The organism is Variovorax sp. W2I14 (genome assembly GCF_050435205.1).
Taxonomy (GTDB): Bacteria; Pseudomonadota; Gammaproteobacteria; order Burkholderiales; family Burkholderiaceae_C; genus Variovorax; species Variovorax paradoxus_C.
Genome location: NZ_JBNDJX010000001.1, coordinates 3,549,581 through 3,575,848, shown reverse-complemented (window position 1 = coordinate 3,575,848; position 26,268 = coordinate 3,549,581). Strand labels below are relative to the sequence as shown.

Here is a 26,268-nt window from a genome sequence, read left to right as displayed (position 1 = left end):
AACGAACAGGGAGACTCGAATGAAACGTCTTTGGATCGCCATCGCAGCCTCGTTGCTGCTCACCGCCGCTGCCGCATCCGCCGACCCGCTGCCGACCAACCAGCTGCCGATGTACGGCGGTCGCGCGAAAACAGAAGCGATGAAAAGCGCCGATGCCGACTTCATCGCATTGATCGAGAAGCAGGGCCTCTCGCGCGCCGAGGGCGCCGGGCAGATGCTCAAGCTGGGCTGGACGGCCTGGGCCAAAAGAGACATGGCGACGGCCATGGCGCGCTTCAACCAGGCGTGGCTGCTGGACCCGGAGAACGGCAATGTGTATCACGGCTTCGCGCTGGTGGGCGCTGTTCGGGGCGATGCGCCATCCGACGTGGAGCCCCTGTTCCGGTTGGCAACGTCGAAGCGGAGGGTCGATGCCGAGGCCTTTGTCGACTACGGCTATTTCCTTGCATCGGAGAGTCGCCTCGACGCCAGCCTGCTGCAGTTGAACAAGGCACTCGAAGTCTCGGCAACGGCCCGCAACGCGCGCTCCAACATCGCGTTCGTGTACTACCTGAAGAACGACTTCGCCAGTTCCTGCGCCTGGGTTCGAAAAGCCGCGGCCAACGGCGACAGGATGGAAGCAGCGTTTCCTGAAGACATCTGCGCCCGCGCCGACAAGCCGCTGGACAGGAAGGCGAACGACAGCGCACGCCCACCCGCCTGAGTACCTCCGTGTACGCCACCCGGCGTATTTCCCCTTGTTGGTGCATTCCGCAGACTCCCCTCCATCGCCAGACAAGCGTCGGCGAGAAGGTTCAACCCACCGGAGCAGGAGTCCACATGCAACGTCGTTTCACACTCAAGGCGCTTACCGCCGCCGTCGCGCTGGCCAGCATTTCTGCTGCGCCCGCATTCGCTGCCGACACCATCAAGGTCGGCGTGCTGCACTCGCTGTCGGGCACGATGGCCATCTCGGAAACCGTGTTGAAAGACACGGTGCTGATGGCCATCGACGACATCAACAAGAAGGGCGGCGTGCTGGGCAAGCAGCTCGAGCCCGTGGTGGTCGACCCGGCCTCCAACTGGCCGCTGTTCGCTGAAAAAACCAAGCAGTTGCTCGGCCAGGACAAGGTCTCGGTGATCTTCGGTTGCTGGACCTCGGTGTCGCGCAAGTCGGTGCTGCCGGTCGTCGAGGAAATGAACGGCCTCTTGTTCTACCCCGTGCAATACGAAGGCGAAGAGCTCTCCAAGAACGTGTTCTACACGGGCGCCGCGCCCAACCAGCAAGCCATTCCGGCCGTCGATTACCTCATGAGCAAGGAAGGCGGCGGCGCCAAGCGCTGGGTGCTGCTGGGCACCGACTACGTGTATCCCCGCACGACCAACAAGATCCTGCGCGCCTACCTCAAGAGCAAGGGCGTGAAGGACACCGACATCGACGAGAAGTACACCCCCTTCGGCCACAGCGACTACCAGACCATCGTCGCCGACATCAAGAAGTTCTCGGCCGGTGGCAAGACGGCTGTGGTCTCGACCATCAACGGCGACTCCAACGTGCCCTTCTACAAGGAACTGGGCAATGCGGGCCTGAAGGCCAAGGACGTGCCGGTCGTCGCCTTCTCGGTGGGCGAGGAAGAACTGCGCGGCGTGGACACCAAGCCGCTCGTGGGCCACCTCGCGGCATGGAACTACTTCATGTCGATCAAGAACCCGACCAACACCGCGTTCATCAAGCAGTGGAGCGACTACGCCAAGGCCAAGAACATCGCCGGCCACAAGGACAAGCCGCTCACCAACGACCCGATGGAAGCCACCTGGATCGGCATCCACATGTGGAAGCAGGCGGTCGAGAAGGCCAAGTCGACCGACACCGACAAGGTGATCGCGGCGATGGCCGGCCAGACCTTCACGGCTCCCTCGGGCATCGTCTCGAAGATGGACGAGAAGAACCATCACCTGCACAAGAGCGTGTTCATCGGCGAGATCAAGGCCGACGGACAGTTCAGCGTGGTGTGGAAGACGCCGGGTCCGGTGAAGGCGAAGCCCTGGAGCCCGTACATCGAAGGCAACGACAAGAAGCCTGACTACCCTGCTGGCAAGTCGATGTAAGTGTGTTTCTTTCTCCCTCCCCTCCGGGGGAGGGCAGGGGTGGGGGCTAACGGCGGTCGATTCGAGCACTGCGCTTGTCCAAGCGCCGCGTGCCCCCATCCCAACCTTCCCCCGGAAGGGGAAGGGGCCAACCCCAACTTCCAAGTTCATGATGCTTCGACGAACCCTTCACTGCGCCTTCGCCGCCATGCTGCTCATGGCAACGGCCGCCCACGCGCTGACCGCCGACGAAGCCCGGGCCATCGCCTCCGGCGAATCCGAAGCCCGCATCGCCGCCCTCAACAAGGCCGTGCTCACCGCCGACGACAAGACCGCCGCGTTCATCCAGGCCATGTCCGATGACGCCGTGAAGTACACCGAAGACAAGGTCTTCGTGATGAAAGATGACAAGGGCTTCGACCCCGTCACCGGCGCCGAGCTGAAGGTGCCCGACACCGCCGAAGACGTCGTCAACAACAACCTCATGCGTGGCGCGCTCGATGCCGCGCAGGCCGCGCTCAAGCTCACGAGCAAGGATGACGCGGTGCGCGCCGAAGCCGCGCAGGCGCTCTTCAAGGAGCCCGACGAATCCCGCATTCCCATGGTCGAGAAGGCGCTGGCTGCCGAGACCAACCCCAAGATCAAGGCGCAGCTCGAACTCGTGCGCGCCGCCGGCATGCTCACCAGCGCCGACAAGGCCAAGCGCCTCGCGGCCGCCAAGGAACTGGGCGCCAACCGCAACCCCGATACCAAGCTGCTGCTGAATCAGCGCCTGGCCGACGAGACCGAGGCCGATGTGAAGACGGCGATCGCCGCCTCCATCGCCAACATCGACGGCGCGCTGGTCTGGGGCGACCGCATCAACGCCGTGTTCAGCGGCGTCAGCCTGGGCTCGGTGCTGCTGCTCGCGGCGCTGGGCCTTGCCATCACCTACGGCCTCATGGGCGTCATCAACATGGCGCACGGCGAGCTGATGATGATCGGCGCCTACGCCACCTACGTGATGCAGGGCATCTTCCAGAAGTACATGCCCGAGGCGGCGTTCGGCTGGTACCTGGTCGCGGCCATTCCCGTGTCGTTCCTTGCATCGGCGCTCGTGGGCGCGGTGCTGGAGCGCGGTGTGATCCGCTTCCTCTACGGCCGGCCGCTCGAGACGCTGCTGGCCACCTGGGGCATCAGCCTGATGCTGCAGCAGCTCGTGCGCACGCTCTTCGGCGCGCAGAACGTCGGCGTGGAAAACCCCGGCTGGATGAGCGGCGGCTTCACCATGCTCAGCAATGTCACGCTGCCGTGGAACCGCATCTGCATCATCGTCTTCGCGGTGCTCGTGCTGCTTGCGATGGGCTGGCTCATCGGCAAGACGCGTCTCGGCCTCTTCGTGCGCGGCGTGACGCAGAACCGCCCGATCGCCTCGTGCATGGGCGTGAACACCGCGCGCATCGACACCTACGCCTTCGCGCTCGGCTCCGGCATCGCGGGTCTCGCGGGCTGCGCGCTGAGCCAGATCGGCAACGTCGGGCCTGACCTCGGCCAAAGCTACATCGTCGACAGCTTCATGGTGGTCGTGATGGGCGGCGTCGGCCAGCTCGCGGGCACTGTCTATGCGGCGCTGGGGCTGGGCATTCTCAACAAGTTCATCGAAGGCTGGGCGGGCGCGGTGCTCGCGAAGATCGCGGTGCTTGTCTTCATCATCATCTTCATTCAGAAGCGGCCACAAGGCATCTTCGCGATGAAGGGCCGGAGCGCGGAAGCATGAGCCGCCGGGCCGCTCCCAAGGCGAATAACGCAGCGCGCAGCGCGGAGAATTTCGAATGAGCAAGGTCACATTGCCAACCAAGGGCCCGCTGCTGAGCGGCAAGGGCTGGACAGCCTTCTTCGTCGCGCTGATCGTGGTGTGCGCCGTGGCGCCGGTGCTCAACATGTGGGTGCCGGCCGACAGCCCGCTGCACATGAGCGACTACGCCGTGGCGCTCGTCGGCAAGATCATGTGCTACGCCATCTGCGCGCTGGCCATGGACCTGATCTGGGGCTACACCGGCATCCTCTCGCTGGGCCATGGCCTCTTCTTCGCGCTCGGCGGCTACATGATGGGCATGTACCTCATGCGCCAGATCGGCCGCGACGGCAACTACAAGAGCGACCTGCCGGACTTCATGGTGTTCCTCGACTGGAAGACGCTGCCCTGGCACTGGACCTTCAGCGACAGCTTCATCGCCACGCTGATCCTCATCGTCGCGGTGCCGGGCCTGATCGCCTTCGTGTTCGGCTTCTTCGCCTTCCGCTCGCGCATCAAGGGCGTGTATTTTTCGATCATCACGCAGGCCATGACCTTCGCGGCGATGCTGCTCTTCTTCCGCAACGAGACGGGCTTCGGCGGCAACAACGGCTTCACCGACTTCAAGCGCATCCTGAACATCCCGATCGCCACGCAGGAGATGCGCATGACGCTCTTCGCGCTCACCGGCCTCACGCTGCTGGGCTTCTTCCTGTTCGCGAAGTGGCTCATCGGCAGCAAGTTCGGCCGCGTGCTGCAGGCCATCCGCGATGCGGAAACGCGCGTGATGTTCTCGGGCTACAACCCGCTGCCGTACAAGCTCACGATCTGGGTGATCTCGGCCGTGATGTGCGGCGTGGCCGGTGCGCTGTATGTGCCGCAGGTCGGCATCATCAATCCGGGCGAGATGAGCGCGGCCAACTCCATCGAGATCGCGATCTGGGCGGCTGTTGGTGGGCGTGCCACGCTGATCGGGCCGATCGTCGGCGCTCTTCATCGTCAACGGCGCGAAGAGCTGGCTCACGGTCGCGTACCCCGAGTACTGGCTGTATTTCCTGGGCGCGCTGTTCATTGCTGTCACGCTGTTCCTGCCGAACGGCATCGTGGGTCTGGTGAAGAAGTGGTTGTCGCGCGAGAAGGCGGCACCGGCCGCGCCGAGCGCAGGCCGCGAAGAAGCGCAACGCGCCATGGCCGCAGGGCAGGGCATGGAGCCCGAGGCGCTGCACGCCCCGCTCGCCGCCGACGTGAAGGGAGCCCGCGCATGACGCCCGATCTGATGGAAGCCGGCGCCGAGCGCGCCGCCCGCGCAAGCGGCATTCACTATGCGAGCGGCAGCACCGAATCGGGCGGCCGCGAGGCCGGCTTCGGCCGCATCGCCACGCCGGGCGAAGTCGACATCACGCACGGCCGCATCCTGTACCTGGAAGACGTGAGCGTGAGCTTCGACGGCTTCAAGGCGATCAACAAGCTCTCGCTGGACATCGCGCCGGGCGAGCTGCGCTGCATCATCGGCCCCAACGGCGCGGGCAAGACCACGATGATGGACATCATCACCGGCAAGACCCGGCCCGATTCGGGCACGGTGTTCTTCGGCAGCACCATCGACCTCTTGCGCCACCGCGAGGCCGACATCGCGCAGCTGGGCATCGGCCGCAAGTTCCAGAAGCCGACCGTGTTCGAGCACCTCACCGTGTTCGAGAACCTCGAGCTCGCGTTGAAGACCGACAAGGGCGTGCGCGCATCGATGCTGTTCAGGCTCGACTCTGCGCAGAGCGACCGGCTCGCCGAAGTGCTGGAGACCATCCACCTGGCCGACAGCGTGTCGCGCCTGGCAGGCAACCTGAGCCACGGCCAGAAGCAGTGGCTCGAAATCGGCATGCTGCTCATGCAAGACCCGAAGCTGCTGCTGCTCGACGAGCCCGTGGCAGGCATGACGGACGAGGAAACCGCTCGCACGGCAGAGCTGTTCCTCACGCTCAAGGGCAAGCATTCGCTGATGGTGGTGGAGCACGACATGAGCTTCATCCGCACCATCTCCGAGATCGTCACCGTGCTGTGCGATGGCTCCGTGCTCGCGCAAGGCACGCTCGACGAGGTGCAGGCCGACGAGCGCGTGATCGAGGTCTACCTGGGCCGCTGACGGAGGAACCGAAGCCATGCTGACAGTCAAGAACATCCACCAGTACTACGGCGGCTCGCACATCCTCCGGGACGTGAGCTTCCAAGCCACGCTCGGCAAGGTCACCGTGCTGCTGGGCCGCAACGGCGTGGGCAAGACCACGCTGCTCAAGTCGCTGATGGGGCTCGTGCCCATCAAGAGCGGCAGCATCGAGCTCGAAGGCAAGCCGATCCAGAAGGCCACGCCTTACGACAGGGCGAGGGCGGGCATCGGCTTCGTGCCGCAGGGCCGCGAGATCTTCGCGAGGCTCACGGTCGAAGAGAACCTGCGCATGGGGCTGGCCTACAAGAGCGGCAGCACGCCGATTCCGTCGGAGCTGTTCGAGCTGTTTCCGGTGCTCAAGCAGATGATCAACCGGCGGGGCGGGGATCTCTCGGGCGGGCAGCAGCAGCAGCTGGCCATTGCGCGCGCGCTCGCGCCCAAGCCCAAGCTGTTGATCCTCGACGAGCCCACCGAAGGCATCCAGCCGAGCATCATCAAGGACATCGGGCGCGTCATCCGCATGCTGGCCGACCGCGGCGACATGGCCATCGTGCTGTGCGAGCAGTACTACGACTTCGCGCAGGAGCTGGCCGACGACTACCTCGTGATGGAACGCGGCGAGGTCATCGCGCGCGGCCTCGGCAAGGACATGGAAGCGCAGGGCGTGCGCCAGCTCGTGGCGATCTGATCGACCATCGGCAGGGCCTCGCGAGGCCTCGCCGATGCAGGGTCTTGGAATCTGCGTATCGGCTTCGATTGAGGGTTTACCCTAAAATCCGGGGCTGCCCGTCGCCGCCGGGCGCCCTCCCAGGAGCCTGGCCTTGAACGCCTCCCCACCCGCGCTGGACAGCGCGGACACCGCCATTCCCGTTTCTTCTTCCCCGTCGTCGAAGCCCGTCAATTTTCTGCGGGCCGTGCTCGCACTCGGCGTCGGCGGCTTCGCCATCGGCACGGGCGAATTCGTGATCATGGGCCTCTTGCCCGAGGTCGCGCGCGACATCGATGTCAGCATTCCGCAGGCCGGCCACGTCATCAGCGCCTATGCGCTCGGCGTGGTCGTCGGCGCCCCGGTGCTCGCCGTGCTCGCGGCAGGGTGGGGCCGCCGCGCCTTGCTGATCGCGCTGATGGCCGTGTTCGCGGCCGGCAACTTTGCGAGCGCGATGGCGCCGGGCTACCTCTCGCTCAACCTGCTGCGCTTTGCCACCGGCCTGCCGCACGGCACCTACTTCGGCGTCGCCGCGCTCGTGGCCGCGACGCTCGCGCCGCCCGGCCGGCGTGCACGCGCCGTGGGCCTCGTGATGCTCGGCCTCACCGGCGCCACGCTGGTCGGCGTGCCCATCGCCGCATGGCTCGGCCAGTTCTTCGGCTGGCGCGCGGCCTTCGTGTTCGTCGGTTTGATCGCGCTGTTGGCCATCGTGCTCGTGCGCCGCGACGTGCCCGACATCGCCGCCGCGGCCGGTGCCAGCCCATGGCGCGAACTCGGCGCGTTCAAGCGCAAGCAGGTGTGGTTCACACTCGGCATCAGCGCCATCGGCTTCGGCGGCATGTTCGCGGTGTTCAGCTACATCAAGCCAACGCTCACCGAGGTGGCTCACCTGTCGGTGCACAACGTGCCCTTCGTGCTCGCGCTGTTCGGCCTGGGCATGGTGACCGGCAACATCGTGGGATCGCGCCTCGCGGACAAGTCGCTGATGCGCACCATCGCCGGTGTGCTCGTGTACGCGTCGGTGGTGCTCGCGCTCTTCACCTTCGCGGCGCAGCACGTGGTCACGGCCGCCATCGGCGTGTTTCTCATCGGCACCACCGTGGCCATCGGCCCGGCCCTGCAGATCCGCCTGATGGACGTGGCCGGCGATGCACAGACGCTCGCCGCCGCGCTCAACCATTCGGCCTTCAACATGGCCAACGCGCTCGGCGCGTGGCTCGGCGGCGTGGCCATCTCGGCGGGTCTGGGCTGGACCTCTACCGGCTGGGTGGGTGCCTTGCTGGCGATTGCAGGCATAGGCATCTTCGGCTGGGGCGTGATGAGTGCGCGGGCCGATGCGCGCCTGGGCGCCGTTCGGCGCGCGCCGAGCGCTTCCTAGTCCGCCGGCGCGCACCCCGCGCGCCTGAAATCTCCGGTGCCTGCAGGATTGCGCGGCCGTGCCTATGATGGCCGCCGCCCCCCAATCCCTCCCTCATCTCCCTCGGAGCGCGCCCCCATGAGCATTCCCACCACCCGCCTCGGCCGCACGGGCCTCACCGTGTCGCGCCTCGCCCTCGGCACCATGACCTTCGGCCTGCAGACCGACGAGACGGTGTCGCACCAGATCCTCGACAAGGCGGCCGAAGGCGGCATCAACTTCCTCGACACCGCCGACGTGTACCCGCTCGGCGGCACCGTCGAGACCACCGGCCGCACCGAAGAGATCATCGGCAACTGGCTCGAGAAGCAGGGCCCCGCGGGCCGCCGCCGCTTCGTGGTCGCCACCAAGGCCGTCAACAAGGTCGGCCCGAATCCGTGGGACCAGGGCGCATCGCGCAAGCACCTGCTGGACGCGATCGACCTCTCGCTCAAGCGGCTGAAGACCGACCACGTCGACCTGTACCAACTCCACATGGACGACCGCGAGACGCCGCTCGAAGAGACGCTCGAGGCGCTCGATGTCATCGTCAAGTCGGGCCGCGCGCGCTACATCGGCGTGTCGAATTTCCTGGCCTATCGCCTGGCCCGCGCGCTCGGCAAGTCCGACCTGCACCGGTTCACGCGCTTCGTGTCGGTGCAGCCGCGCTACAGCCTGCTGTTCCGCGAGATCGAGCGCGAGCTGTTGCCGCTCGCGAGCGAAGAGGGCCTGGGCGTGATTCCCTACAACCCGCTGGCCGGCGGCCTGCTCACCGGCAAGTACAAGCCCGGCGCGAAGCCTGAAGAGAACACCCGCTTCACGCTCGGCACGGCCGGCGGCATGTACCAGGACCGCTACTGGAACGAGCGCAGCTTCAACACCGTGACGCAGTTGCACAAGCTGGCCGACGAGGCGGGCGTGCCGCTCGCGACGCTGGCGGTGGCGTGGGTGATGGCGAACCCGTTGATCACCGCGCCGCTGCTCGGTGCGAGCCGGCCGGAGCAGCTCGACGCGACGATTGCGGCGGCCGAGTACAAGCTCGATCCGGCGCTCAAGCAGAAGCTGGACGAGCTGACTGCCGAGTACCGCAAGGGCGACGCGCCGCGCTGATTTTTGTCTTGCTCCTTCCCCTTCCGGGGGAAGGTCGGGATGGGGGCGAGCGGCCTTGGATCAGCCGCTGGTGCTTGATACGCCGCGAGCCCCCACCCCAGCCCTCCCCCGGAAGGGGAGGGAGCAAAAACGGAAACTGTCAGAACTGTCAGTTAGTCGACAGCGAGGGGTTTGAACCGGGTTCTTAGAGTGAACCCACCATGGTTCTCTCTCACGTCCACTCCCCATCTCGCAGGGCGCTTGCACCGACAGCCATCGCGCTGGCCGCACTGCTCCTCGCAGGCTGCGCCGTCGGCCCCGACTACGTCCGCCCGCAGATGGACGTCCCGGTCGCCTACAAGGAAGCCGGCCCCTGGAAGGCCGCGACACCGCAGCTCATCGACGCCAGCCATCCCTGGTGGAAGGCCTACGGCGACAGCACGCTGAGCGCGCTGGTCGTGAAGGCCAACGCCGCCAACCAGAACATCCGCGTCGCCGAAGCCCAGTACCGCGAAGCACAGGCCATCGCCGCCGCAGCGCACGCGGGCTTCTTCCCGACCATCGGGCTTGATGCAGGCGCCAACCGCGCGCAGACCAACAGCACCGGCGTCACGAAGCGTGCGACCACCGACACCCTCGGCCTCGCCGCGAGCTGGGAGCCCGACCTGTGGGGCGCCGTTCGCCGCTCCGTCGAAGCCGGCAATGCCGACGCGCAAGCCAGCGCCGATGACCTGGCCGGCGCCCGCCTCAGCATCCAGACCACGCTCGCGCAGGACTACCTGCAGATCCGCGTCATCGACCTGCAGCGCAACCTGTACGCCAGCACCACGGCCGCCTACGCCAAGGCGCTCGAACTCACGCAGCACCAGTACGCGGCCGGCACCGTGCTGCGCTCCGACGTGGCGCTCGCGGAGAGCCAACTCAAGACTGCTGAAGCGCAAGCCGTCGATCTCGAAGCGCAGCGCAGCCAGCTCGAACATGCGATCGCGGTGCTGACGGGACAGGCGCCCGCATCCTTCTCGCTGGCGCCGCTCGCCTCGTCTGCAGAGACGACGGCCGCATCGCTCTCGTCCACCGCCGCGCTGTGCGTGCAGCTCCCGGTCACGCCCGCAGGCCTGCCTTCGGAACTGCTCGAACGCCGCCCCGACATCGCCGGCGCCGAGCGCCGGGTGCAGGCCGCCAACGCCAACATCGGCGTGGCCAAGGCTGCGTACTACCCGCAGATCGTGCTGAGCGCGAGCGGCGGTTTCAGCGCCGGCAACCTCGCTTCGCTCTTCAACACGCCCAGCCGCGTGTGGTCGCTCGGCGCCGCGCTCGCGCAGACGGTGTTCGACGGGGGCTTGCGCAAGGCGCACACCGACCAGGCCGTAGCCGCGTACGACGCCTCGGTCGCGCAATACAAGCAGACCGTGCTCGGCGGCTTCCAGCAGGTCGAGGACAACCTTGCGACCCTGCGTGTGCTCGACCGCGAATCCGCGCTGCAGGCGCAGGCCGTGCAGGCCTCGCAACTGGCCGAGCGCCTGGCGCTCAGCCAATACCGCGCCGGCACCGCCACGTACCTCAGCGTGGTGACTGCACAGCAGCTCTCCCTTACCAACCAGCGCACCGCAGCGCAGGTGCTCGGCCGCCAGCTCGCGGCCAGCGTCTCGCTGATCGCGGCCACGGGCGGCGGCTGGAACGCCACCACTGACGCTGCAACGACTTCCGGAAATTGATGCCATGACGACGACAACCCCAGCTCCTCTTCAGCGCCGCTCGACCTGGGTCGCGGCCGCCACGCTCGTGATCGTTCTCGGCGGCGGCGCCTGGGCGATCACGCACCACAACGCCTTCGGCGCCAAGCCCGAAGCACCGAAGACGCCGCCGGTGCAGGTGACCACCGCGCGCGTCGCGCCGCAGAACGTGCAGGTCTACCGCTCGGGCATCGGCACCGTCGCCTCGATGGCCACGGTCACCGTGAAGGCGCGCATCGACGGGCAGCTCGACAAGGTCGGCTTTACCGAAGGGCAGGACGTGAAGGCCGGCCAGCTGCTCGCGCAGCTCGACCCGCGCACGCTGCAGGCGCAACTCGCGCAGGCACAGGCCACCAAGGCGAAGGACGAGGCGCAGCTCGCCAATGCGCGTGCGGACCTGAAGCGCTATACCACGCTCATCGCGCAGGACGCCGCCACGCAGCAGCAGGTCGACACGCAGAAGGCGCTGGTCAACCAGCTCGCCGCCACGGTGCAGACCGATGCCGCGCAGGTGCAGTTCGCCGAGGTGCAGTTGAGCTTCACGCGCATCGTCTCGCCGATGAACGGCCGCGTCGGCGCGCGGCTGGTGGACCCGGGCAACATCGTTCATGCGGCCGACACCAACGGGCTGGTCGTCATCAACCAGATCGACCCCATCGCGGTGCAGTTCACGCTGCCCGAGGAAGCGGTGCAGGACATCAACCGCGTGCAGCAACAGCAGAGCAACCAGCCACTCGCGGTGGTGGCCTACGACCGCGCGGGCAACCAGATGCTCGGCGCCGGCAAGCTGATCCTGCTGAACAACCAGATCGACACCACCAACGGCACGGTGCAGCTCAAGGGCAGCTTCGCCAACCCGCAGCACACGCTGTGGCCCGGCCAGTACGTCAACGTGCGGCTCGACCTCGACCGCCGGCCCGATTCGCTGACCGTGCCCGCCGCCGCGGTGCAGCGCGGCCAGGACAGCACCTACATCTGGGTGGTCGATGCAGAGAACAAGGTCAGCAACGTGCCCGTGCATGTGCTGCAGATCGCCGACGGCGTGGCCGTGATCGACAAGGGCTTGGCGGCCAACCAGCGCGTGGTGGTCGACGGCCAGTACAAGCTGCGCGCCGGCGCCACCATCGTCGAGCCGCCTCCCGTGGCGAAGACTGGTAGCGCCGCCCAGGTCGCGACCCGCACCGGGAGCGGCAATTGAGCATTTCCGCCGGATTCATCAAGCGCCCCATCGGCACCACGCTGCTCGCTCTGGCCATCCTCCTGGTCGGCGCGGCGGTGTTCCCGCTGCTGCCGGTGGCGCCGCTGCCGCAGGTCGACTTTCCGACGATCCAGGTGTCGGCCAACCTGCCGGGCGCGAGCCCGGAGACCATGGCCTCCAACGTGGCGCAGCCGCTGGAGCGGCAGTTCTCGCTCATCGCGGGTCTCTCGCAGATGACCTCGACCAGCGGCCTCGGCTCCACGCAGATCACGCTGCAGTTCGACCTGGACCGCAACATCGACGCCGCCGCACTCGACGTGCAGGCGGCCATCACCGCCTCCACTGGCCAGCTGCCCGCCAACTTGCCGAGCCCGCCGAGCTTTCGGAAGGTGAACCCGGCGGATTCGCCGATCCTGATTCTCTCGGTGCAATCCAAGACGCTGCCGCTCACCGAGGTGAACGACTACGCCGACAACATCCTCGCGCAGCAGATCTCGCAGATCGCGGGCGTGGGTCTCGTCAACATCGGCGGCGCGCAGAAGCCCGCGGTGCGCGTGCAGCTCGACCCGGCCAAGCTCGCCGCGCTCGGCCTGAGCCTGGAAGACGTGCGCACGGTGCTCTCGTCCGCCACGGTGAATGCGCCCAAGGGCACCATCGACGGACCGAACCAGAGCTTCACCGTCTACACGAACGACCAGTTGCTGAAGGCGCAGCCGTGGAACGACGTGATCCTCGCCTACCGCAACGGCGCGCCGATCCGCGTGCGCGACCTGGGTGTGGCCATCGACGGGCCCGAGAACGCCAAGATCGCCGGCTGGGCCTATGCGGGCGCGGCGGCACCTGAGGGCAACACCATCCAGAACGGCCGCTCCATCGTGCTGGCCATCACCAAGCAGCCGGGCGCTAACGTGATCGAGACGGTGGATCGCATCAATGCCGCGATGCCGCGCCTGAAGGCGTCGATTCCGCCGACGGTGGAAGTCAACGCGCTGGTCGACCGCACGCAGACGATCCGCGCCTCGGTGCTCGACGTGGAGTTCACGCTGCTGCTGACCATCGCGCTCGTGGTGGCGGTGATCTTCGTGTTCCTGCGCAATGTGCCGGCCACGCTGATCCCGAGCGTGACGGTGCCGCTCGCGCTGCTGGGCACGGTCGCGGTGATGTACCTGCTGGGCTACAGCCTCGACAACCTCTCGCTCATGGCGCTCACCATCGCGGTGGGCTTCGTGGTGGACGACGCCATCGTGATGCTGGAGAACATCTACCGCTACGTCGAAGAGGGCATGTCGCCGCTCGAAGCCGCGTACAAGGGCGCGGGCGAGATCGGCTTCACGATCATCTCGATTTCTGTGTCGCTGATCGCGGTGTTCATTCCGCTGCTGCTCATGGGCGGCATCGTGGGGCGGCTGTTCCGCGAGTTCGCGGTGACGGTCACGCTCACCATCGTGGTGTCGGTGGTCATCTCGCTGACGCTCACGCCGATGCTGTGCTCGCGCTTCCTGAGGAACGAGCATGCGCGCGAGCACGGCCGGCTCTACCTGTTGTTCGAGCGCGGCTTCGACGCGATGCTCAACGGCTACAAGCGCGGCCTGCATGTGGTGCTCGGCCACCAGTTCATCACGCTGATGGTCTTCATCGCCACGGTGGCGGCGACGGGCTTCCTGTTCATGGTCATCCCCAAGGGCTTCTTCCCGCAGCAGGACACGGGCTTCATCTCGGGCTTTGCCGAGTCGGCGCAGGACGCTTCGTTCGCCTCGATGAATGCGCGCATGCTGGAGCTGGCCGACGTGGTGCGCAAGGACCCGGACGTCTCGGCCTTCGGCATGAACGGCAGCTCGTCGACCTTCAACACGGGCAACTTCTACATCAACCTGAAGCCCAAGGACGAAGGCCGCACCGCGAGCGCCGACGAGATCATCACGCGGCTGCGTCCCCAACTGGCCAAGGTGCAGGGCGTGAACCTGTTCCTGCAGGCGGGCCAGGACATCCGCGTGGGCGGGCGCTCGTCGCGCACGCAGTACCAGTACACAGTGACCGACTCGAACCTGGACGAGCTCAACACCTGGGCGCCCAAGCTGCTTGCGCGCTTCCGCCAGATTCCCGAGATCACCGACCTCGCCTCCGACCAGCAGAACGCCGCCGCCTCGGCCGTGCTCACCATCGACCGCGACCGCGCATCGAGCTTCGGCATTTCGCCGAGCGTCATCGACGCGACGCTGTACGACGCGATCGGCCAGCGCCAGGTGGCGCAGTACTTCACGCAACTCAACAGCTACCACGTGGTGCTCGAAGTCACGCCCGAACTGCAGAAAGACCCGGCGCTCTTCAGCAAGCTGTACCTCACCTCGCCGCTCACCGGCCAGCAGGTGCCGCTCTCGACCTTCGTGAAGGTGGACACCAGCAAGACCGCGTACCTCTCGATCAGCCACCAGGGTCAGTTCCCGGCGGTGACGATCTCGTTCAACCTCGCGCCGGGCCATGCGCTGGGCGATGCGGTCAATGCCATCAACAAGGCGCAGGCCGAGATGGGCATTCCGCAGTCGCTGAGCGGCGCGTTCCAGGGCACGGCGCAGGCCTTCCAGGATTCGCTCTCGTCGCAGCCCTACCTCATCGCCGCGGCGCTGGTGGCGGTGTACATCGTGCTGGGCCTCCTGTACGAGAGCTACATCCATCCGCTCACGATTCTCTCGACGCTGCCATCGGCCGGCGTGGGGGCGTTGCTCATCCTGATGGCGGGGGGCTATGACCTCAGCGTGATCGCGCTGATCGGCATCATCCTGCTCATCGGCATCGTGAAGAAGAACGGAATCATGATGATCGACTTCGCGCTCAAGGCCGAGCGCGAGCAGGGCATGGCGCCGCAGGAAGCGATCTACCAGGCGTGCCTGTTGCGCTTCCGCCCGATCATGATGACCACCATGTGCGCGCTGCTCTCGGGCCTGCCATTGATGCTGGGCCACGGCTCGGGCTCCGAACTGCGCCGGCCGCTGGGCTACGCGATGGTCGGCGGGCTGATACTCTCGCAGGCGCTCACCTTGTTCACCACGCCGGTGGTCTACCTGTACCTGGACCGCGCCCACTACTGGTACCTGCGCCGCAAGGAAGCGCGCAAGGCCGGGAAGGCAGCCCGGGCCGGCGAGGCCCCACCAGTGGCCGAGGCGCACGGATAGGTCGCCGTTCGAACGGAGCGAGACAAAAAGAAATGAAGATCCTGATTGTCGAAGACGAACTGAGAACCGCCGACTACCTCAGCAAAGGCCTGACAGAGCAGGGCTGCACCGTCGACGCTGCGCACAACGGCATCGACGGCCAGCACCTCGCACTCACCCACGACTACGACGTGATCGTGCTCGACGTCATGCTGCCGGGGCAGGACGGCTTCGCGGTGCTGCGCGCATTGCGCGCCGTGAAGCAGACGCCGGTCATCATGCTCACCGCGCGCGACCGCGTCGAAGACCGCATCAAGGGCCTGCACGAAGGCGCGGACGACTACCTCGTCAAGCCGTTTTCGTTCCTCGAACTGCTGGCGCGCCTGCAGGCGCTCAACCGCCGCGGGCGCAAGCAAGAGCCGGTGCAGTTGCGCATCGCCAACCTGCAAGTCGACCTGCTCGCGCGCAAGGCCTTCCGCGGAAGCACGCGCATCGACCTCACGGCCAAGGAGTTCGCGCTGCTCGCAGTGCTCGCGCGCCGCCAGGGCGAAATTCTCTCGAAGACCGCCATCGCCGAGCTGGTGTGGGACATGAACTTCGACAGCAACACCAACGTGGTCGAGGTGGCGATCAAGCGGCTGCGCGACAAGATCGATGCGCCCTTCAGCCCCAAGCTCCTGCACACCATCCGCGGCATGGGCTACGTGATGGAGTTGAGGGACACGGAGAGCGAAGCCCAGGGGGAGGGCGGCGCCCTGTGAAGCTCGTGAAGGGCTCCATCACCGTGCGGCTGGTGGCGATGTTCGCGGCGGCGGCGCTCGCCACCTTCGCGCTCATCGGCGCCGCGCTGCATGGCGTGCTGGTGCGCGAACTGGAGCGCCACCAGTACGAAGAGCTCGACACCACCCTGAAGAGCCTGCAGTACTGGATCGGCGCCATCGGCACCGCCGACCGCTGGCCGCGCGTGCAGGCCCGCATGGATGCGCTCACGCCCGAAGACGGCAGCGTGCGCTTCTGGGTGCTCAGCGACGATCCGCGCTTCCAGTACGGCAAGGGCCTGGCCGAGCTCGATGGACTCACCCGCGAAGCCAACGGCCGCAGCAGCAGCATCCTGCTGCCGGGGCAAGAGCGGCCGTTCCGCACGCTCTCGGCACACATCCCACCGTTCGAGGGTCGGCCTGCGGTGCGGCTCATCGTGGGTCGCAACTCGGAGCCCTACGAGCGCACCCGCAAGACCTTTTTGAGCGCGCTGCTGATGCTCGGGCTCGGCGGCGTGCTGGTGGTGGTGCTGGCGGGCTACTGGATCGCGCGGGTCGGGCTCAGGCCGCTGGAGCGCCTGTCGGGCGAGGCGCAGGCGCTGCGGCCCAAGACACTGTCGCAGCGCTTGCAGACGACGGCACTGCCGGTCGAACTCTCCGCGCTCGCCGATGCTTTCAACGGCGCGCTCAGCCGGCTCGAAGAGGCGTACGGCCAGCTCGAGGCCTTCAATGCCGACGTGGCGCACGAGCTGCGCACGCCGCTGGCCAACCTCATCGGCAGCACGCAGGTGGCGTTGTCGCGCCAGCGCAGCGCGGGCGACTTCGAAGAGGTGCTGCAGGCCAACCTCGAAGACCTGGAGCGGCTGCGCTCCATCGTCAACGACATGCTCTTTCTGGCGCGCGCCGACCGCGGCGAAGTGGCCACCGGGCTGGTGCTCACGCCTTTGGCGCTGGAGGTGCGCAAGACCATCGAGTTCTTCGAGTTCGTGCTCGACGAGAGCCGCACGCAGGTCGGCATCGCGGGCGACGTGCAGGCCGAGGCGCGGCTGGAGAGCGCGCTGTTCCGCCGCGCGATGTCGAACCTGCTGCAGAACGCCATCGAGCACTCGCCGCCGGGCGCGCAGATCACCGTCACGCTGCGCGAAGAACCTGCGGCGACATGGATCGCTGTGTCGAACCCTGGCGCGGCCATCGACGAGGCGCACCTGCAGCACCTGTTCGACCGCTTCTACCGTGTCGACGCTGCCCGCAACGACGGGGGCGGCGAGCACCACGGGCACGGGCTGGGCCTGGCCATCGTGAAGGCGGTGGCGAGCATGCATGGGGGGCAAGTCAGCGCGTCGAGCGAGGGAGGATTCAACGTATTCGCCTTTAGCGTGTCGCGGTAGGCATCCACGATACGGCTAGCATTCGACGGAGGGTTTTCTTAGAACTTGAAGTCCTGGGAGGGACATGTCGATATGCATGTTTGAAAGCGTTGTGGCGTCCGACGGTTCGGCTTCCACTTCGAGGCAATCAAATCGATGGATGAAGGGCTGGTTGCTGCTGATTGCAGGTACGGTTCTTTTGCCGCTGCTGGTGGCTTGTGCGCCCGACAAGAGCACGTGCCGTCTCTTCGATCCCAATGACCGCCTGCCTTGCGATGCGACCTTGGTCGGGCTGCTCGTTTTTGGCCCCGTTTTTCAGGCGATCGACAGTGCATTTTTTGAAGAATCCCGTCTCGCAGAGCGAGAGCAAGCTTTGGCTGAAGAAAAGGCTCGACGCCTGCCCATCTATGAAAGCCTGCGCGATCGCGTGCGTGCTGGAGACAGAAGTGCGCTGCGCTCGTGCGTGGCGCAGTGCGATGACATAGGCCGCATGCTGGTATCTCAAGAGGAGATCCTTGCCCTTCGAGTCGAAGCCGCGACAACCTTGATACGGGTAGCCGGCGCAACACCTGATACTGACGATGTCACTTCGCTGGTGATTGCTGCCGCGTTGCTGGCAGAGCAGAACTTCGATCTGGACCCCAACATCATTCGCATGGGATTTGCGCTGAGTCAGCGCCCTGACTTTTCAACATTGGCGGAGTTGAATCCGTATACACGCAACGAACTGGTGTTCGTGCGAGCGCTATCGATCATCTATGGTCGTCACCTCGCCATACGGGTCATGTCGGAGCCCAAGATGCGGGCCTCTTTCAACGTCGACTGCGTTGGTACTGTGCTCGCGAACTATCGGATTTCGGATGAACCACGTGCTGTGACAGCGAATGCTCGCAGTGCTTGTGGCGCGGCGCAGCAAGTTCTGAACCCCAGGGAGCGCTCGCCCAAAGAGGAATGACCGCCTTGGAGTTTTCTGGGCCAGCATTGAGTGGCCCGCAAATGGCCTGTGCCTGGTACGTTCATGGGCCATGCTGGAGAATCGCCGGTGGCATGAATCCCCCACCTCGCTCGCAAAATTCTCCCATCTGCTCGACCGAAAGGCTGGCATGGCACAGCTGATGTCGCTGCTGGTGCAGAACGCGATCCTGGTGGTGTTCGTCGCCAGCTTCGCCGCACGCCTCGGGCTGCCGGTGCCGGCGGCCGCGGTGCTGGTGGTCACGGGGGCGCTGCTTGCGGCGGGCGATGTGTCGGTCATCGGCGTGGTGCTCGCCGCGGTCGCTGCCAACCTGCTGGGCGACGGCGCCTGGTTCTATGCGGGCCGCCGCTTCGGCTACCGCTTCATGCGCCTCCTGTGCCGCATCTCGCTGTCGCCCGATTCGTGCGTGCGGCGCGGCGAATCGCTCATCACCGACTGGGGCGGCCTGTCGCTCGTGGCGGCCAAGTTCGTGCCCGGCGTCTCGGTGGTCGCGCCGCCGATGGCCGGCGCGCTGGGCATGTCGGTGCGGCGCTTCGTCGGCTTCGACGTGGGCGCCGCGCTCATCTGGACGGGCCTCTTCCTCGGCCTCGGCTGGGCCTTCCGCGACCAGATTCAGGAAGTGCTCGCCGTGCTGGCCCAGGCTGGCGGTATCGCCACCGCCGCCATCGCGGTGCTGCTGCTGGTGATCCTCGCCGTGCGCTACTGGCGCCGCCGCGCCTTCATGCGGCTCACCGGCATGCCGCGCATCTCGGTCGAGGAACTGCACGAACTCCTGAACGGCGAGGAGCCGCCGTTGATCATCGATGTGCGCGGCAAGGCCGGCGTGCAGGTCGATCCGCGCCGCATTCCGGGCGCGCTGCCGTACACGCTCAAGGCGCTGCAGCACCGCCACCTCGACCTCGCGATCGACCCGAACCGCGACGTGGTGCTGTACTGCAATTGCCCCAATGAAGTGTCGGCCGCGCAGGCCGCGCGCGTGCTGCTGGCACGCGGTGCGCGGCGCGCCTTGCCGCTCACCGGCGGGCTCGACGCGTGGGTCGCATCGGGCCGTCCGACCAGCCTGCACTGATCGGGCTTGCGCCTGCAGAAACCGAACCTGCGTGCTATGGTCAGTCGGCTTCGGGTTAACCCCTAAGTCGGCCCTCTCTCGAACGGGATTCCTCGTGTCTTCTTCTTCCAATGCTTCCCATCCGCCCGCAGCCGGACTCACGCCCGCGCTGACCTTCGTCTTCGCCGTGGCCTGCGGCCTCTGCGTGGCCAACATCTACTACGCGCAGCCGCTGATCGGCCCGATCTCCGACGCACTGGAGCTCCATGCGGGCCTGGCCGGCTTGATCATGACGCTGACCCAGCTCGGCTACGGCGCCGGCCTCTTGCTGCTGGTGCCGCTGGCCGATGTGGTCGAGAACCGGCGCTTGATCGTCGGCGCGCTGTTCGGCGCGGTCATCGGCTTGGCAGGCATCGCGCTCTCGAACTCGGCCGTGACCTTTCTTGCGGCGTCTTTCATGGTCGGCGCCTGCGCGGTCGCGGCGCAGGTGCTGCTGCCCTTTGCCTCGCACCTCGCGCCCGAGGCCACGCGCGGCAAGGTGGTCGGCAACATCATGGCGGGCCTCCTGGGCGGGATCATGCTGTCGCGCCCCTTCGCCAGCATGGTGGCCGCGAGCCTGGGCTGGCGCGCGCTCTTCTGGATATCGGCCGTGCTCATGGCCACGCTCATCGCCGTGCTGTGGCGCGTGCTGCCCGAACGCCGGCCTCATGCGTCGATCGGCTATGCACGCACCATGGCTTCGCTCCCGGGCATCGTGTGGAACACGCCGCTGCTGCGCCGGCGCGGCTGGTACCAGGGGATGATGTTCGCGGCCTTCCAGGCGTTCTGGACAGCCGTGCCGCTGGCGCTGGTGCATGAGTTCGGGATGGGGCAGCGCGGCATCGGGCTGTTCGCACTGGCGGGTGCGGCGGGGGCGCTGCTGGCACCGGTGGCCGGCCGACTCGCGGACCGTGGCTTGACGCGTCCTGCCACGGGCGCGGCCATCGTCGTCGCGCTGTTGTCGTTCGTGCTGGGCGCCGTGTCGATGCACTTCCATTCGCTGGCCGGACTGGTCGCGGCGGGCATCCTGCTCGATGGGGCGGTGCAGCTGTGCCAGGTGCTGAACTTCCGCAGCCTCTTCATGCTGGCGCCCGAACTGCGCGGTCGGCTCAATGGCCTTTTCATGACGTTCATCTTCATCTGCGCGGCGGTGGCTTCGGGCATTGCGGCGGCGGTGTATGCCTTCCACGGTTGGACGGGGTTGTGCCTGCTCGGCGGTGGCTTCGTGTCGCTGGCGTTGCTGCTGTATGTCACCGAATTTCGCCGACAGCCCGTGGCCGCAGGCATTCGATGAGCTCGCCGGTTTTTTCACGGCGCATCCAGGTCACCCAGCCCGACGCGAGCGGTATCTGGCCCATCCTGTCGCTGTGCGCGGCCTACACCGCATTGATGGGTGTCGCCGCCGCGTGGCTGTTGGACCCGGATGCAACGGGCTGGTACATCGCGCTGGGCATGGTGGGCATGATCGGGTTCCTCGCCGCGTGGCTGGTCGGGCTGGTGTTCGTCGTGCGCGCATGGATCTGGGTCGAAACCCATTGGCTGCGTCCTGAGAAAAGCCGACCGAAACCGTTCAACGAAAACACCCAGGTCGACATCGGCGAGGAAGGCTTCTCGGTGCAAGGGCTCGGCCGCGTCGAATGGATCGACGTACTGGGCATCGAGGCGATTCCCGACAGCGACAACTACCTGATCGTTCACACGCGGCCCTTCAGGAAGCTGATGCTGACGGCGCCTGTCGATGAACTGGTGCCGGTCATCAACCACTACCTCGCGCTGAGAACCCATGCCAAGGCGATGCCCAAGGGCACTGTGCAAAGCCGCGCCATGCTTTTTTGCTGGCGGTGTTTTCTTGCGTGGGTCTGGGCGGGATACGCGCTGGCGGGCGCCGCGGGTATCGCCCTGCTGCTCAATGCATCCGACGCGGGATTCCTGAAAACCATGGTGGGGCTCTGCGTGTTCATGCCGATGGTCGCCTGGCTGGTCTGGACCATCCCTTTCTCGCGGATCAGCCTCTTTTCGCGTTCGCGGGTGCGCGCCTTCCAGCTCGACAACACGCAGTTGCGCAGCATCGACGGAGATTGGCAGGTCGACTTGCGGCAGGCCCGGGTCAGTCATCGCCGTGCCAGCGGCATCGGCTACGAGTTCGACTTTCTCGCCATCCGGCCGAAGGCGGGAAAGCGCCTCGATCTCCTGCTGGAAGGCGGGGCCGATCAAGAGGCGCTTCTGGAGGCCTTGAGCGAGCGCGGTCTTCTGCCGCGCGAGAACCCCGAACGCTAGACGCGCTCCGGCAGCGGCATCGCAGAACCGCCCCTGCCACCCGGTGGTAGCCTTCCCACCCCATGAACCTCCGCACCAAGATCGTCGCGCTGGCCGTCGCCCCGCTGCTCGTCGCACTGGTGCTCGTGGCGCTCGCTGTGCGCCATCAGGAGCACGACCTCGCACAGCGCGAGCGCGCGCTCATCGAGCGCAGCTACATGGCCCAGCGCCGCAGCGAACTGCGCAGCTATGTCGAGCTGGCCGTGAGCAACCTGCGCCCGCTGTACGACTCGGGCCTGGACGACGAGGCCACCCGCAACGAGGCCCTGCGCCGCCTGGCCGCGCTCGACTACGGCGACGACGGTTACTTCTTCGTGTACGACCTGGAGGGCAATTCCCTCATGCATTCGCGCCAGCCCGAGCTGGTCGGCCAGAACCTCTGGGGCATGCGCGATTCGCGCGGGCGCTTCACGATCCAGGAGCTCATCAAGGGCGCGAAGGAAAACGGCGGCGGCTACGTCGAGTACGAATGGCGCAAGCCCTCGAGCGCGCAGATGGCGCCCAAGCTCGGCTACGTGACGGCGCTGCCGCGCTGGAACTGGATGGTCGGCACGGGCCTGTACCTGGACGACATCGAGTCCACCATGGATGCACTCGACAAGCAGATGAACGCCAACGTCACCGCCACGCTGCTGTGGATCGCCGGCATCGCGGCGCTGTGCCTCGGCGTGGTGAGCGCGGCCGGCGTGTTTTTGAACCTGAGCGAGCACCGCGTGGCCGAAGCCAAGCTGCGGCTGCTCGCGCGGCGTGTGGTGCAGTCGCAGGAAGAAGAGCGCGGCCACCTCGCGCGCGAGCTGCACGACGGCACGAGCCAGACGCTGGTGTCGGCCAAGCTGTTGATCGAATCCGCCGTCGATGCGCTTGGCCGCGACAACCAGCCGGCACCGCCCGCACTCGGCAAGGCGCTGCAGCGGCTCAACGATTCGCTCACCGAAGTGCGCCGCATCTCGCACCGCCTGCGTCCCGCGCTGCTCGACACGCTGGGCCTGCCCGCCGCGCTGGAACGGCTGGGGCACGAATTCGGGGAGGAGGGCAGCGTCGATGCGTCCATCATGGTCGAGGGCGAACCTTTCGAGCTGTCGCAAGAGACCAAGACCGCGCTTTTCCGCGTGACGCAGGAGGCGCTCACCAACGTGCGCAAGCATGCCGAGGCGCATCGCGTGCACATCTCGCTGGGCTTCAACGAAGATGCCGTGCGGTTGGAGGTGAACGACGACGGCGTGGGCTTCGACGTCGAGGCGATGCAGCTCGATCCGCGCCACGGCATCGGCCTTCGCAACATGCGCGAGCGCATCGAGGCGATCGGCGGGCGCCTGGTGATGCGCTCGGGCCGCGGCCACACATCCATCGTGGCCGAAGTGCCGGCCCGTAGCGCGAGGCCCGAATGACGACAACCACTGCAGCAGAAACGACGGTGCAGCAGCCACCGAAGCCCATCCGCCTCTTCCTCGTGGACGACCATCCGCTGGTGCGCGACGGCCTGCGTGCGCGCCTGGGCGCCATGCCCAATCTGGAGATCGTCGGCGAGGCCGGCAGCGGTGCCGAGGCGCTGGCGCTGCTCGACACGCTGCGGTGCGATCTCATGCTGGTCGATGTCGGCATGAAGGACATGAACGGCATCGACCTCGCCGCGCTGGTGCTGCAACGCGATCAGCAAGGGCCATCACGTCCCGCGCCGCACATCGTGATGCTCAGCATGTACGACAACCCCGAGTACGTGCAGAAGGCGATGCAGGTGGGCGCGCGCGGCTATGTGCTGAAAGACGCGCCCGCGGCCGAAATCGTAGCCGCCATCGAGGCGGTGTCGGCGGGCGGCACCTTCCTGAGTCCGGCCGTGTCGAAAAAACTCTTTCGCAACCAGGCGCCGCGTCCGCTGCTCACGCCGCGCGAGAGCGAGATCCTCACCGCGCTCGGCAGGGGCGAATCGAGCAAGCAGATTGCGCGCGACCTGGGCCTGAGCGTGCGCACGGTGGAGGCGCACCGCCAGAGCATCAAGCGGCGATTGGGCATCGAGGGGCAGGCGGAACTCATCAAGTACGCGGTGGAGCACGCGCGGGAGTTCGGGCAGGGGTGAGCGATGCGCTTCGGGATGCCTGCCATGCGAAAGCGCCACCGAGCGCTCGCGCCATGGCGACCACTCGGTGGCGCTGCATCGCAATGGCAGCGCGGGGATCGCGCTAGGCCGCCGCGTTGAACCGGCCCAGGTTCATCACCTTGGTCCACGCCGCGATGAAGTCCCGCGCGAACTTCTCTTCTGCATCCGAACTGCCATAGACCTCGGCCAGGGCGCGCAGCACCGAGTTGCTGCCGAAGGCCAGGTCCACGCGCGTCGCACTGCCCCTGCGCTCGCTTGTCGTGCGGTCAACGCCTTCGTACAGGTTGTTCTCGCCGGGCACGGCCTTCCAGGTCGTGTTCAGGTCGAGCAAGCGAACGAAGAACTCGTTGGTCAGCGCGTGTTCCTTCTGGCTGAAGATGCCGTGCCTGGTGGCGCCGACATTGGCGCCCAGCGCGCGCATGCCGCCCACCAGCACTGTCATCTCGGGCGCCGTCAGCGTCAGCAGCTGGGCCTTGTCGACCAGGAGCGCGTCGGCGGGAACCGCATAGTCCTTCTTCAGGTAGTTGCGGAAGCCGTCGGCCACGGGCTCGAGCACCTTCATGGCCTCCACGTCGGTTTGTTCCTGCGACGCGTCCGCGCGGCCGGGCGTGAAGGGCACCGTCGCGGCATGGCCCGCGTTCTTCGCGCCTTGCTCCACACCGGCGCAGCCGGCCAGCACGATCAGGTCGGCCATCGAGATCTTCTTGCCGCCCGATTGCGCCTTGTTGAACTCGGCCTGGATGCCTTCCAGCGTGTTGAGCACCTTGGCCAGCTTCGCCGGCTCGTTGACTTCCCAATCCTTCTGCGGCGCCAGGCGGATGCGGCCGCCATCGGTGCCGCCGCGCATGTCGGAGCCGCGGTAGGTGGCGCCCGACGCCCAGGCCGTCAGCACCAGGTCGGAGACCGACAGGCCCGACGCAAGAATCTTGGCCTTGAGCGCAGCAGCGTCCTTGTCGTCGACCAAGGGGTGATCGACCTTCGGGATCGGGTCTTGCCAGATCAGCTCTTCCTTCGGCACTTCCGGGCCCAGGTAGCGCGAGCGCGGACCCATGTCGCGGTGCGTCAGCTTGAACCATGCGCGCGCGAAGGCGTCGGCGAACTGCTCCGGGTGCGCGAGGAACCGCCGCGAGATCTTTTCGTAGGCGGGGTCCAGGCGCAACGAGAGGTCGGTGGTCAGCATGGTCGGCAGGCGTTTCTTCGACGTGTCGTGCGCATCCGGAATGTCGGCCGCAGCGCCCTTGGCCTGCCACTGTCCGGCGCCGGCCGGGCTCTTGACCGGCTCCCATTCGAACTTGAACAGGTTCTCGAAGAAGAGGTTGGTCCACTTCGTCGGCTCCTGGGTCCAGGTGACTTCCAGGCCGCTGCCGATCGCGTCGCCGGCGATGCCGCTGGCATGCGTGCTCTTCCAGCCCATGCCCATTTCTTCCAGGTCGGCCCCTTCAGGCGACGAGCCGACGAGGTCCGCCGGACCGGCGCCGTGGGTCTTGCCGAAGGTGTGGCCGCCGGCGATCAGGGCGACGGTTTCCTCGTCGTTCATCGCCATGCGGGCGAAGGTCTCGCGGATGTCGCGTGCCGCCGAGACCGGGTCGCCGTTGGCGTTCGGGCCTTCGGGGTTGACGTAGATCAGGCCCATCTGCACGGCGCCGAGCGGATTCTCCAGGTCGCGGTCGCCGGTGTAGCGCTTGTCGTCGAGCCAGGTGGTCTCGTTGCCCCAGTAGACGTCCTGGTCGGGCTCCCATGTGTCGGGGCGCCCGCCGGCGAAACCGAAGGTCTTGAAGCCCATGGACTCCAGCGCCACGTTGCCGGTGAGGATCATCAGGTCGGCCCACGAGATCTTGCGGCCGTACTTCTGCTTGATCGGCCACAGCAGGCGCCGGGCCTTGTCGAGGTTGACGTTGTCGGGCCAGCTGTTGAGCGGCGCAAAGCGTTGCTGGCCACGACCGCCACCCCCACGTCCGTCGCCGGTGCGGTAGGTGCCGGCGCTGTGCCAGGCCATGCGGATGAACAACGGTCCGTAGTGGCCGAAGTCCGCCGGCCACCAGGCCTGCGAATCGGTCATCAGCGCATGCAGGTCTTGTTTCAGCGATGCGTAGTCGAGGCTCTTGAACTCCTTCGCATAGTCGAAGTCCTGGCCCATCGGGTCGGACTTGGAGGAGTGTTGGTGGAGCAGGTCCACCCGCAACTGGTTGGGCCACCAGTCGCGATTGACGGTACCGCGACCGACCGCATGGTGGACGGGACACTTGGCTTCCGTTTGAGGCTGGGTCATCGAGGTTTCCAGTTCTTTGTTTGAGGGCTCTGCATTCTGAATCCGTAACGACGAGCAGGGCAAATCCTTTGGCTATGACGACCATAGCGTTCGATACTCTTCAACCTGCCTTCATCCGATCTCAATCCGC

19 protein-coding genes and 1 pseudogene are annotated in these 26,268 nt (G+C 66.6%); 19 read left to right on the top strand and 1 reads right to left on the bottom strand.

Annotated elements, in window-relative coordinates:
* The first annotated feature begins 19 nt into the window (after positions 1 to 19).
* From QF040_RS16720 to QF040_RS16630, 19 genes and pseudogenes are all read left to right on the top strand, one after another.
* Complete coding sequence (locus tag QF040_RS16720; protein ID WP_429612000.1) at positions 20 to 703, top strand: tetratricopeptide repeat protein; 684 nt, start codon at positions 20 to 22, stop codon at positions 701 to 703.
* A 116-nt stretch (positions 704 to 819) separates the two neighbouring features.
* Positions 820 to 2,088: an urea ABC transporter substrate-binding protein gene (urtA, locus tag QF040_RS16715; protein ID WP_176659534.1), complete on the top strand. Its 1,269-nt coding sequence runs from the start codon at positions 820 to 822 to the stop codon at positions 2,086 to 2,088.
* Positions 2,089 to 2,275: 187 nt separating this feature from the next.
* Positions 2,276 to 3,823 carry an urea ABC transporter permease subunit UrtB gene (urtB, locus tag QF040_RS16710; RefSeq protein WP_429614661.1) on the top strand — a complete coding sequence of 516 codons (1,548 nt, stop codon included), beginning with the start codon at positions 2,276 to 2,278 and terminating at the stop codon, positions 3,821 to 3,823.
* A 55-nt stretch (positions 3,824 to 3,878) separates the two neighbouring features.
* A pseudogene (urtC, locus tag QF040_RS16705) lies at positions 3,879 to 5,106 on the top strand (urea ABC transporter permease subunit UrtC).
* Positions 5,103 to 5,981: an urea ABC transporter ATP-binding protein UrtD gene (gene urtD / locus QF040_RS16700; RefSeq protein ID WP_429611999.1), complete on the top strand. Its 879-nt coding sequence runs from the start codon at positions 5,103 to 5,105 to the stop codon at positions 5,979 to 5,981. Before urtC ends, urtD begins: the two are co-directional and overlap by 4 nt.
* 16 nt (positions 5,982 to 5,997) lie before the next feature.
* The gene (urtE, locus tag QF040_RS16695; protein ID WP_042581180.1) at positions 5,998 to 6,690 is read left to right on the top strand and encodes an urea ABC transporter ATP-binding subunit UrtE; all 693 of its coding nucleotides are present in this window, start codon (positions 5,998 to 6,000) and stop codon (positions 6,688 to 6,690) included.
* A 133-nt stretch (positions 6,691 to 6,823) separates the two neighbouring features.
* A complete protein-coding gene (locus tag QF040_RS16690; RefSeq protein WP_429611998.1) occupies positions 6,824 to 8,086 on the top strand; it encodes an MFS transporter in 1,263 nt (420 codons plus the stop codon).
* 117 nt (positions 8,087 to 8,203) lie between these two features.
* Positions 8,204 to 9,214: an aldo/keto reductase gene (locus QF040_RS16685; RefSeq protein WP_306880795.1), complete on the top strand. Its 1,011-nt coding sequence runs from the start codon at positions 8,204 to 8,206 to the stop codon at positions 9,212 to 9,214.
* Positions 9,215 to 9,414: 200 nt separating this feature from the next.
* The gene (locus QF040_RS16680) at positions 9,415 to 10,908 is read left to right on the top strand and encodes an efflux transporter outer membrane subunit (RefSeq protein ID WP_429611997.1); all 1,494 of its coding nucleotides are present in this window, start codon (positions 9,415 to 9,417) and stop codon (positions 10,906 to 10,908) included.
* A gap of 4 nt (positions 10,909 to 10,912) precedes the next feature.
* A complete protein-coding gene (locus QF040_RS16675) occupies positions 10,913 to 12,124 on the top strand; it encodes an efflux RND transporter periplasmic adaptor subunit (RefSeq protein WP_429611996.1) in 1,212 nt (403 codons plus the stop codon).
* The gene (locus QF040_RS16670; protein WP_429611995.1) at positions 12,121 to 15,294 is read left to right on the top strand and encodes an efflux RND transporter permease subunit; all 3,174 of its coding nucleotides are present in this window, start codon (positions 12,121 to 12,123) and stop codon (positions 15,292 to 15,294) included. Before QF040_RS16675 ends, QF040_RS16670 begins: the two co-directional genes overlap by 4 nt.
* 32 nt (positions 15,295 to 15,326) lie before the next feature.
* The gene (locus QF040_RS16665) at positions 15,327 to 16,034 is read left to right on the top strand and encodes a heavy metal response regulator transcription factor (protein ID WP_429611994.1); all 708 of its coding nucleotides are present in this window, start codon (positions 15,327 to 15,329) and stop codon (positions 16,032 to 16,034) included.
* Positions 16,035 to 16,039: 5 nt separating this feature from the next.
* Complete coding sequence (locus QF040_RS16660) at positions 16,040 to 17,419, top strand: heavy metal sensor histidine kinase (protein WP_429614660.1); 1,380 nt, start codon at positions 16,040 to 16,042, stop codon at positions 17,417 to 17,419.
* Positions 17,420 to 17,558: 139 nt separating this feature from the next.
* Positions 17,559 to 18,353, top strand: a complete 795-nt coding sequence (locus QF040_RS16655) for a hypothetical protein (RefSeq protein ID WP_429611993.1) — start codon at positions 17,559 to 17,561, stop codon at positions 18,351 to 18,353.
* A 148-nt stretch (positions 18,354 to 18,501) separates the two neighbouring features.
* Positions 18,502 to 19,440: a DedA family protein/thiosulfate sulfurtransferase GlpE gene (locus QF040_RS16650; protein WP_429611992.1), complete on the top strand. Its 939-nt coding sequence runs from the start codon at positions 18,502 to 18,504 to the stop codon at positions 19,438 to 19,440.
* Positions 19,441 to 19,534: 94 nt separating this feature from the next.
* Positions 19,535 to 20,752, top strand: a complete 1,218-nt coding sequence (locus QF040_RS16645; RefSeq protein WP_429611991.1) for an MFS transporter — start codon at positions 19,535 to 19,537, stop codon at positions 20,750 to 20,752.
* Positions 20,749 to 21,735 carry a hypothetical protein gene (locus tag QF040_RS16640; RefSeq protein ID WP_429611990.1) on the top strand — a complete coding sequence of 329 codons (987 nt, stop codon included), beginning with the start codon at positions 20,749 to 20,751 and terminating at the stop codon, positions 21,733 to 21,735. Before QF040_RS16645 ends, QF040_RS16640 begins: the two co-directional genes overlap by 4 nt.
* Positions 21,736 to 21,797: 62 nt before the next feature.
* Entirely contained in the window at positions 21,798 to 23,162 is a 1,365-nt protein-coding gene (locus QF040_RS16635) for a cache domain-containing protein (protein WP_429611989.1), read from the top strand.
* Positions 23,159 to 23,848: a response regulator gene (locus tag QF040_RS16630; protein WP_429611988.1), complete on the top strand. Its 690-nt coding sequence runs from the start codon at positions 23,159 to 23,161 to the stop codon at positions 23,846 to 23,848. The genes QF040_RS16635 and QF040_RS16630 overlap by 4 nt, the downstream gene beginning before the upstream one ends.
* A gap of 103 nt (positions 23,849 to 23,951) precedes the next feature.
* Here the strand turns inward: QF040_RS16630 and katG are convergent, their stop codons facing one another.
* Positions 23,952 to 26,138 carry a catalase/peroxidase HPI gene (gene katG / locus QF040_RS16625; RefSeq protein WP_429611987.1) on the bottom strand — a complete coding sequence of 729 codons (2,187 nt, stop codon included), beginning with the start codon at positions 26,136 to 26,138 and terminating at the stop codon, positions 23,952 to 23,954.
* Positions 26,139 to 26,268 lie beyond the last annotated feature (130 nt).

Coding starts and splice junctions, on each gene's coding strand:
- QF040_RS16630 (WP_429611988.1), top strand. CDS start 23,159: ATGACGACAACCACTGCAGCAGAAACGACGGTGCAGCAGCCACCGAAG.
- urtA (WP_176659534.1), top strand. CDS start 820: ATGCAACGTCGTTTCACACTCAAGGCGCTTACCGCCGCCGTCGCGCTG.
- QF040_RS16685 (WP_306880795.1), top strand. CDS start 8,204: ATGAGCATTCCCACCACCCGCCTCGGCCGCACGGGCCTCACCGTGTCG.
- QF040_RS16675 (WP_429611996.1), top strand. CDS start 10,913: ATGACGACGACAACCCCAGCTCCTCTTCAGCGCCGCTCGACCTGGGTC.
- QF040_RS16635 (WP_429611989.1), top strand. CDS start 21,798: ATGAACCTCCGCACCAAGATCGTCGCGCTGGCCGTCGCCCCGCTGCTC.
- QF040_RS16655 (WP_429611993.1), top strand. CDS start 17,559: ATGAAGGGCTGGTTGCTGCTGATTGCAGGTACGGTTCTTTTGCCGCTG.
- QF040_RS16680 (WP_429611997.1), top strand. CDS start 9,415: ATGGTTCTCTCTCACGTCCACTCCCCATCTCGCAGGGCGCTTGCACCG.
- QF040_RS16665 (WP_429611994.1), top strand. CDS start 15,327: ATGAAGATCCTGATTGTCGAAGACGAACTGAGAACCGCCGACTACCTC.
- katG (WP_429611987.1), bottom strand. CDS start 26,138: ATGACCCAGCCTCAAACGGAAGCCAAGTGTCCCGTCCACCATGCGGTC.
- urtD (WP_429611999.1), top strand. CDS start 5,103: ATGACGCCCGATCTGATGGAAGCCGGCGCCGAGCGCGCCGCCCGCGCA.
- QF040_RS16640 (WP_429611990.1), top strand. CDS start 20,749: ATGAGCTCGCCGGTTTTTTCACGGCGCATCCAGGTCACCCAGCCCGAC.
- QF040_RS16650 (WP_429611992.1), top strand. CDS start 18,502: ATGGCACAGCTGATGTCGCTGCTGGTGCAGAACGCGATCCTGGTGGTG.
- urtB (WP_429614661.1), top strand. CDS start 2,276: ATGCTGCTCATGGCAACGGCCGCCCACGCGCTGACCGCCGACGAAGCC.
- QF040_RS16720 (WP_429612000.1), top strand. CDS start 20: ATGAAACGTCTTTGGATCGCCATCGCAGCCTCGTTGCTGCTCACCGCC.
- urtE (WP_042581180.1), top strand. CDS start 5,998: ATGCTGACAGTCAAGAACATCCACCAGTACTACGGCGGCTCGCACATC.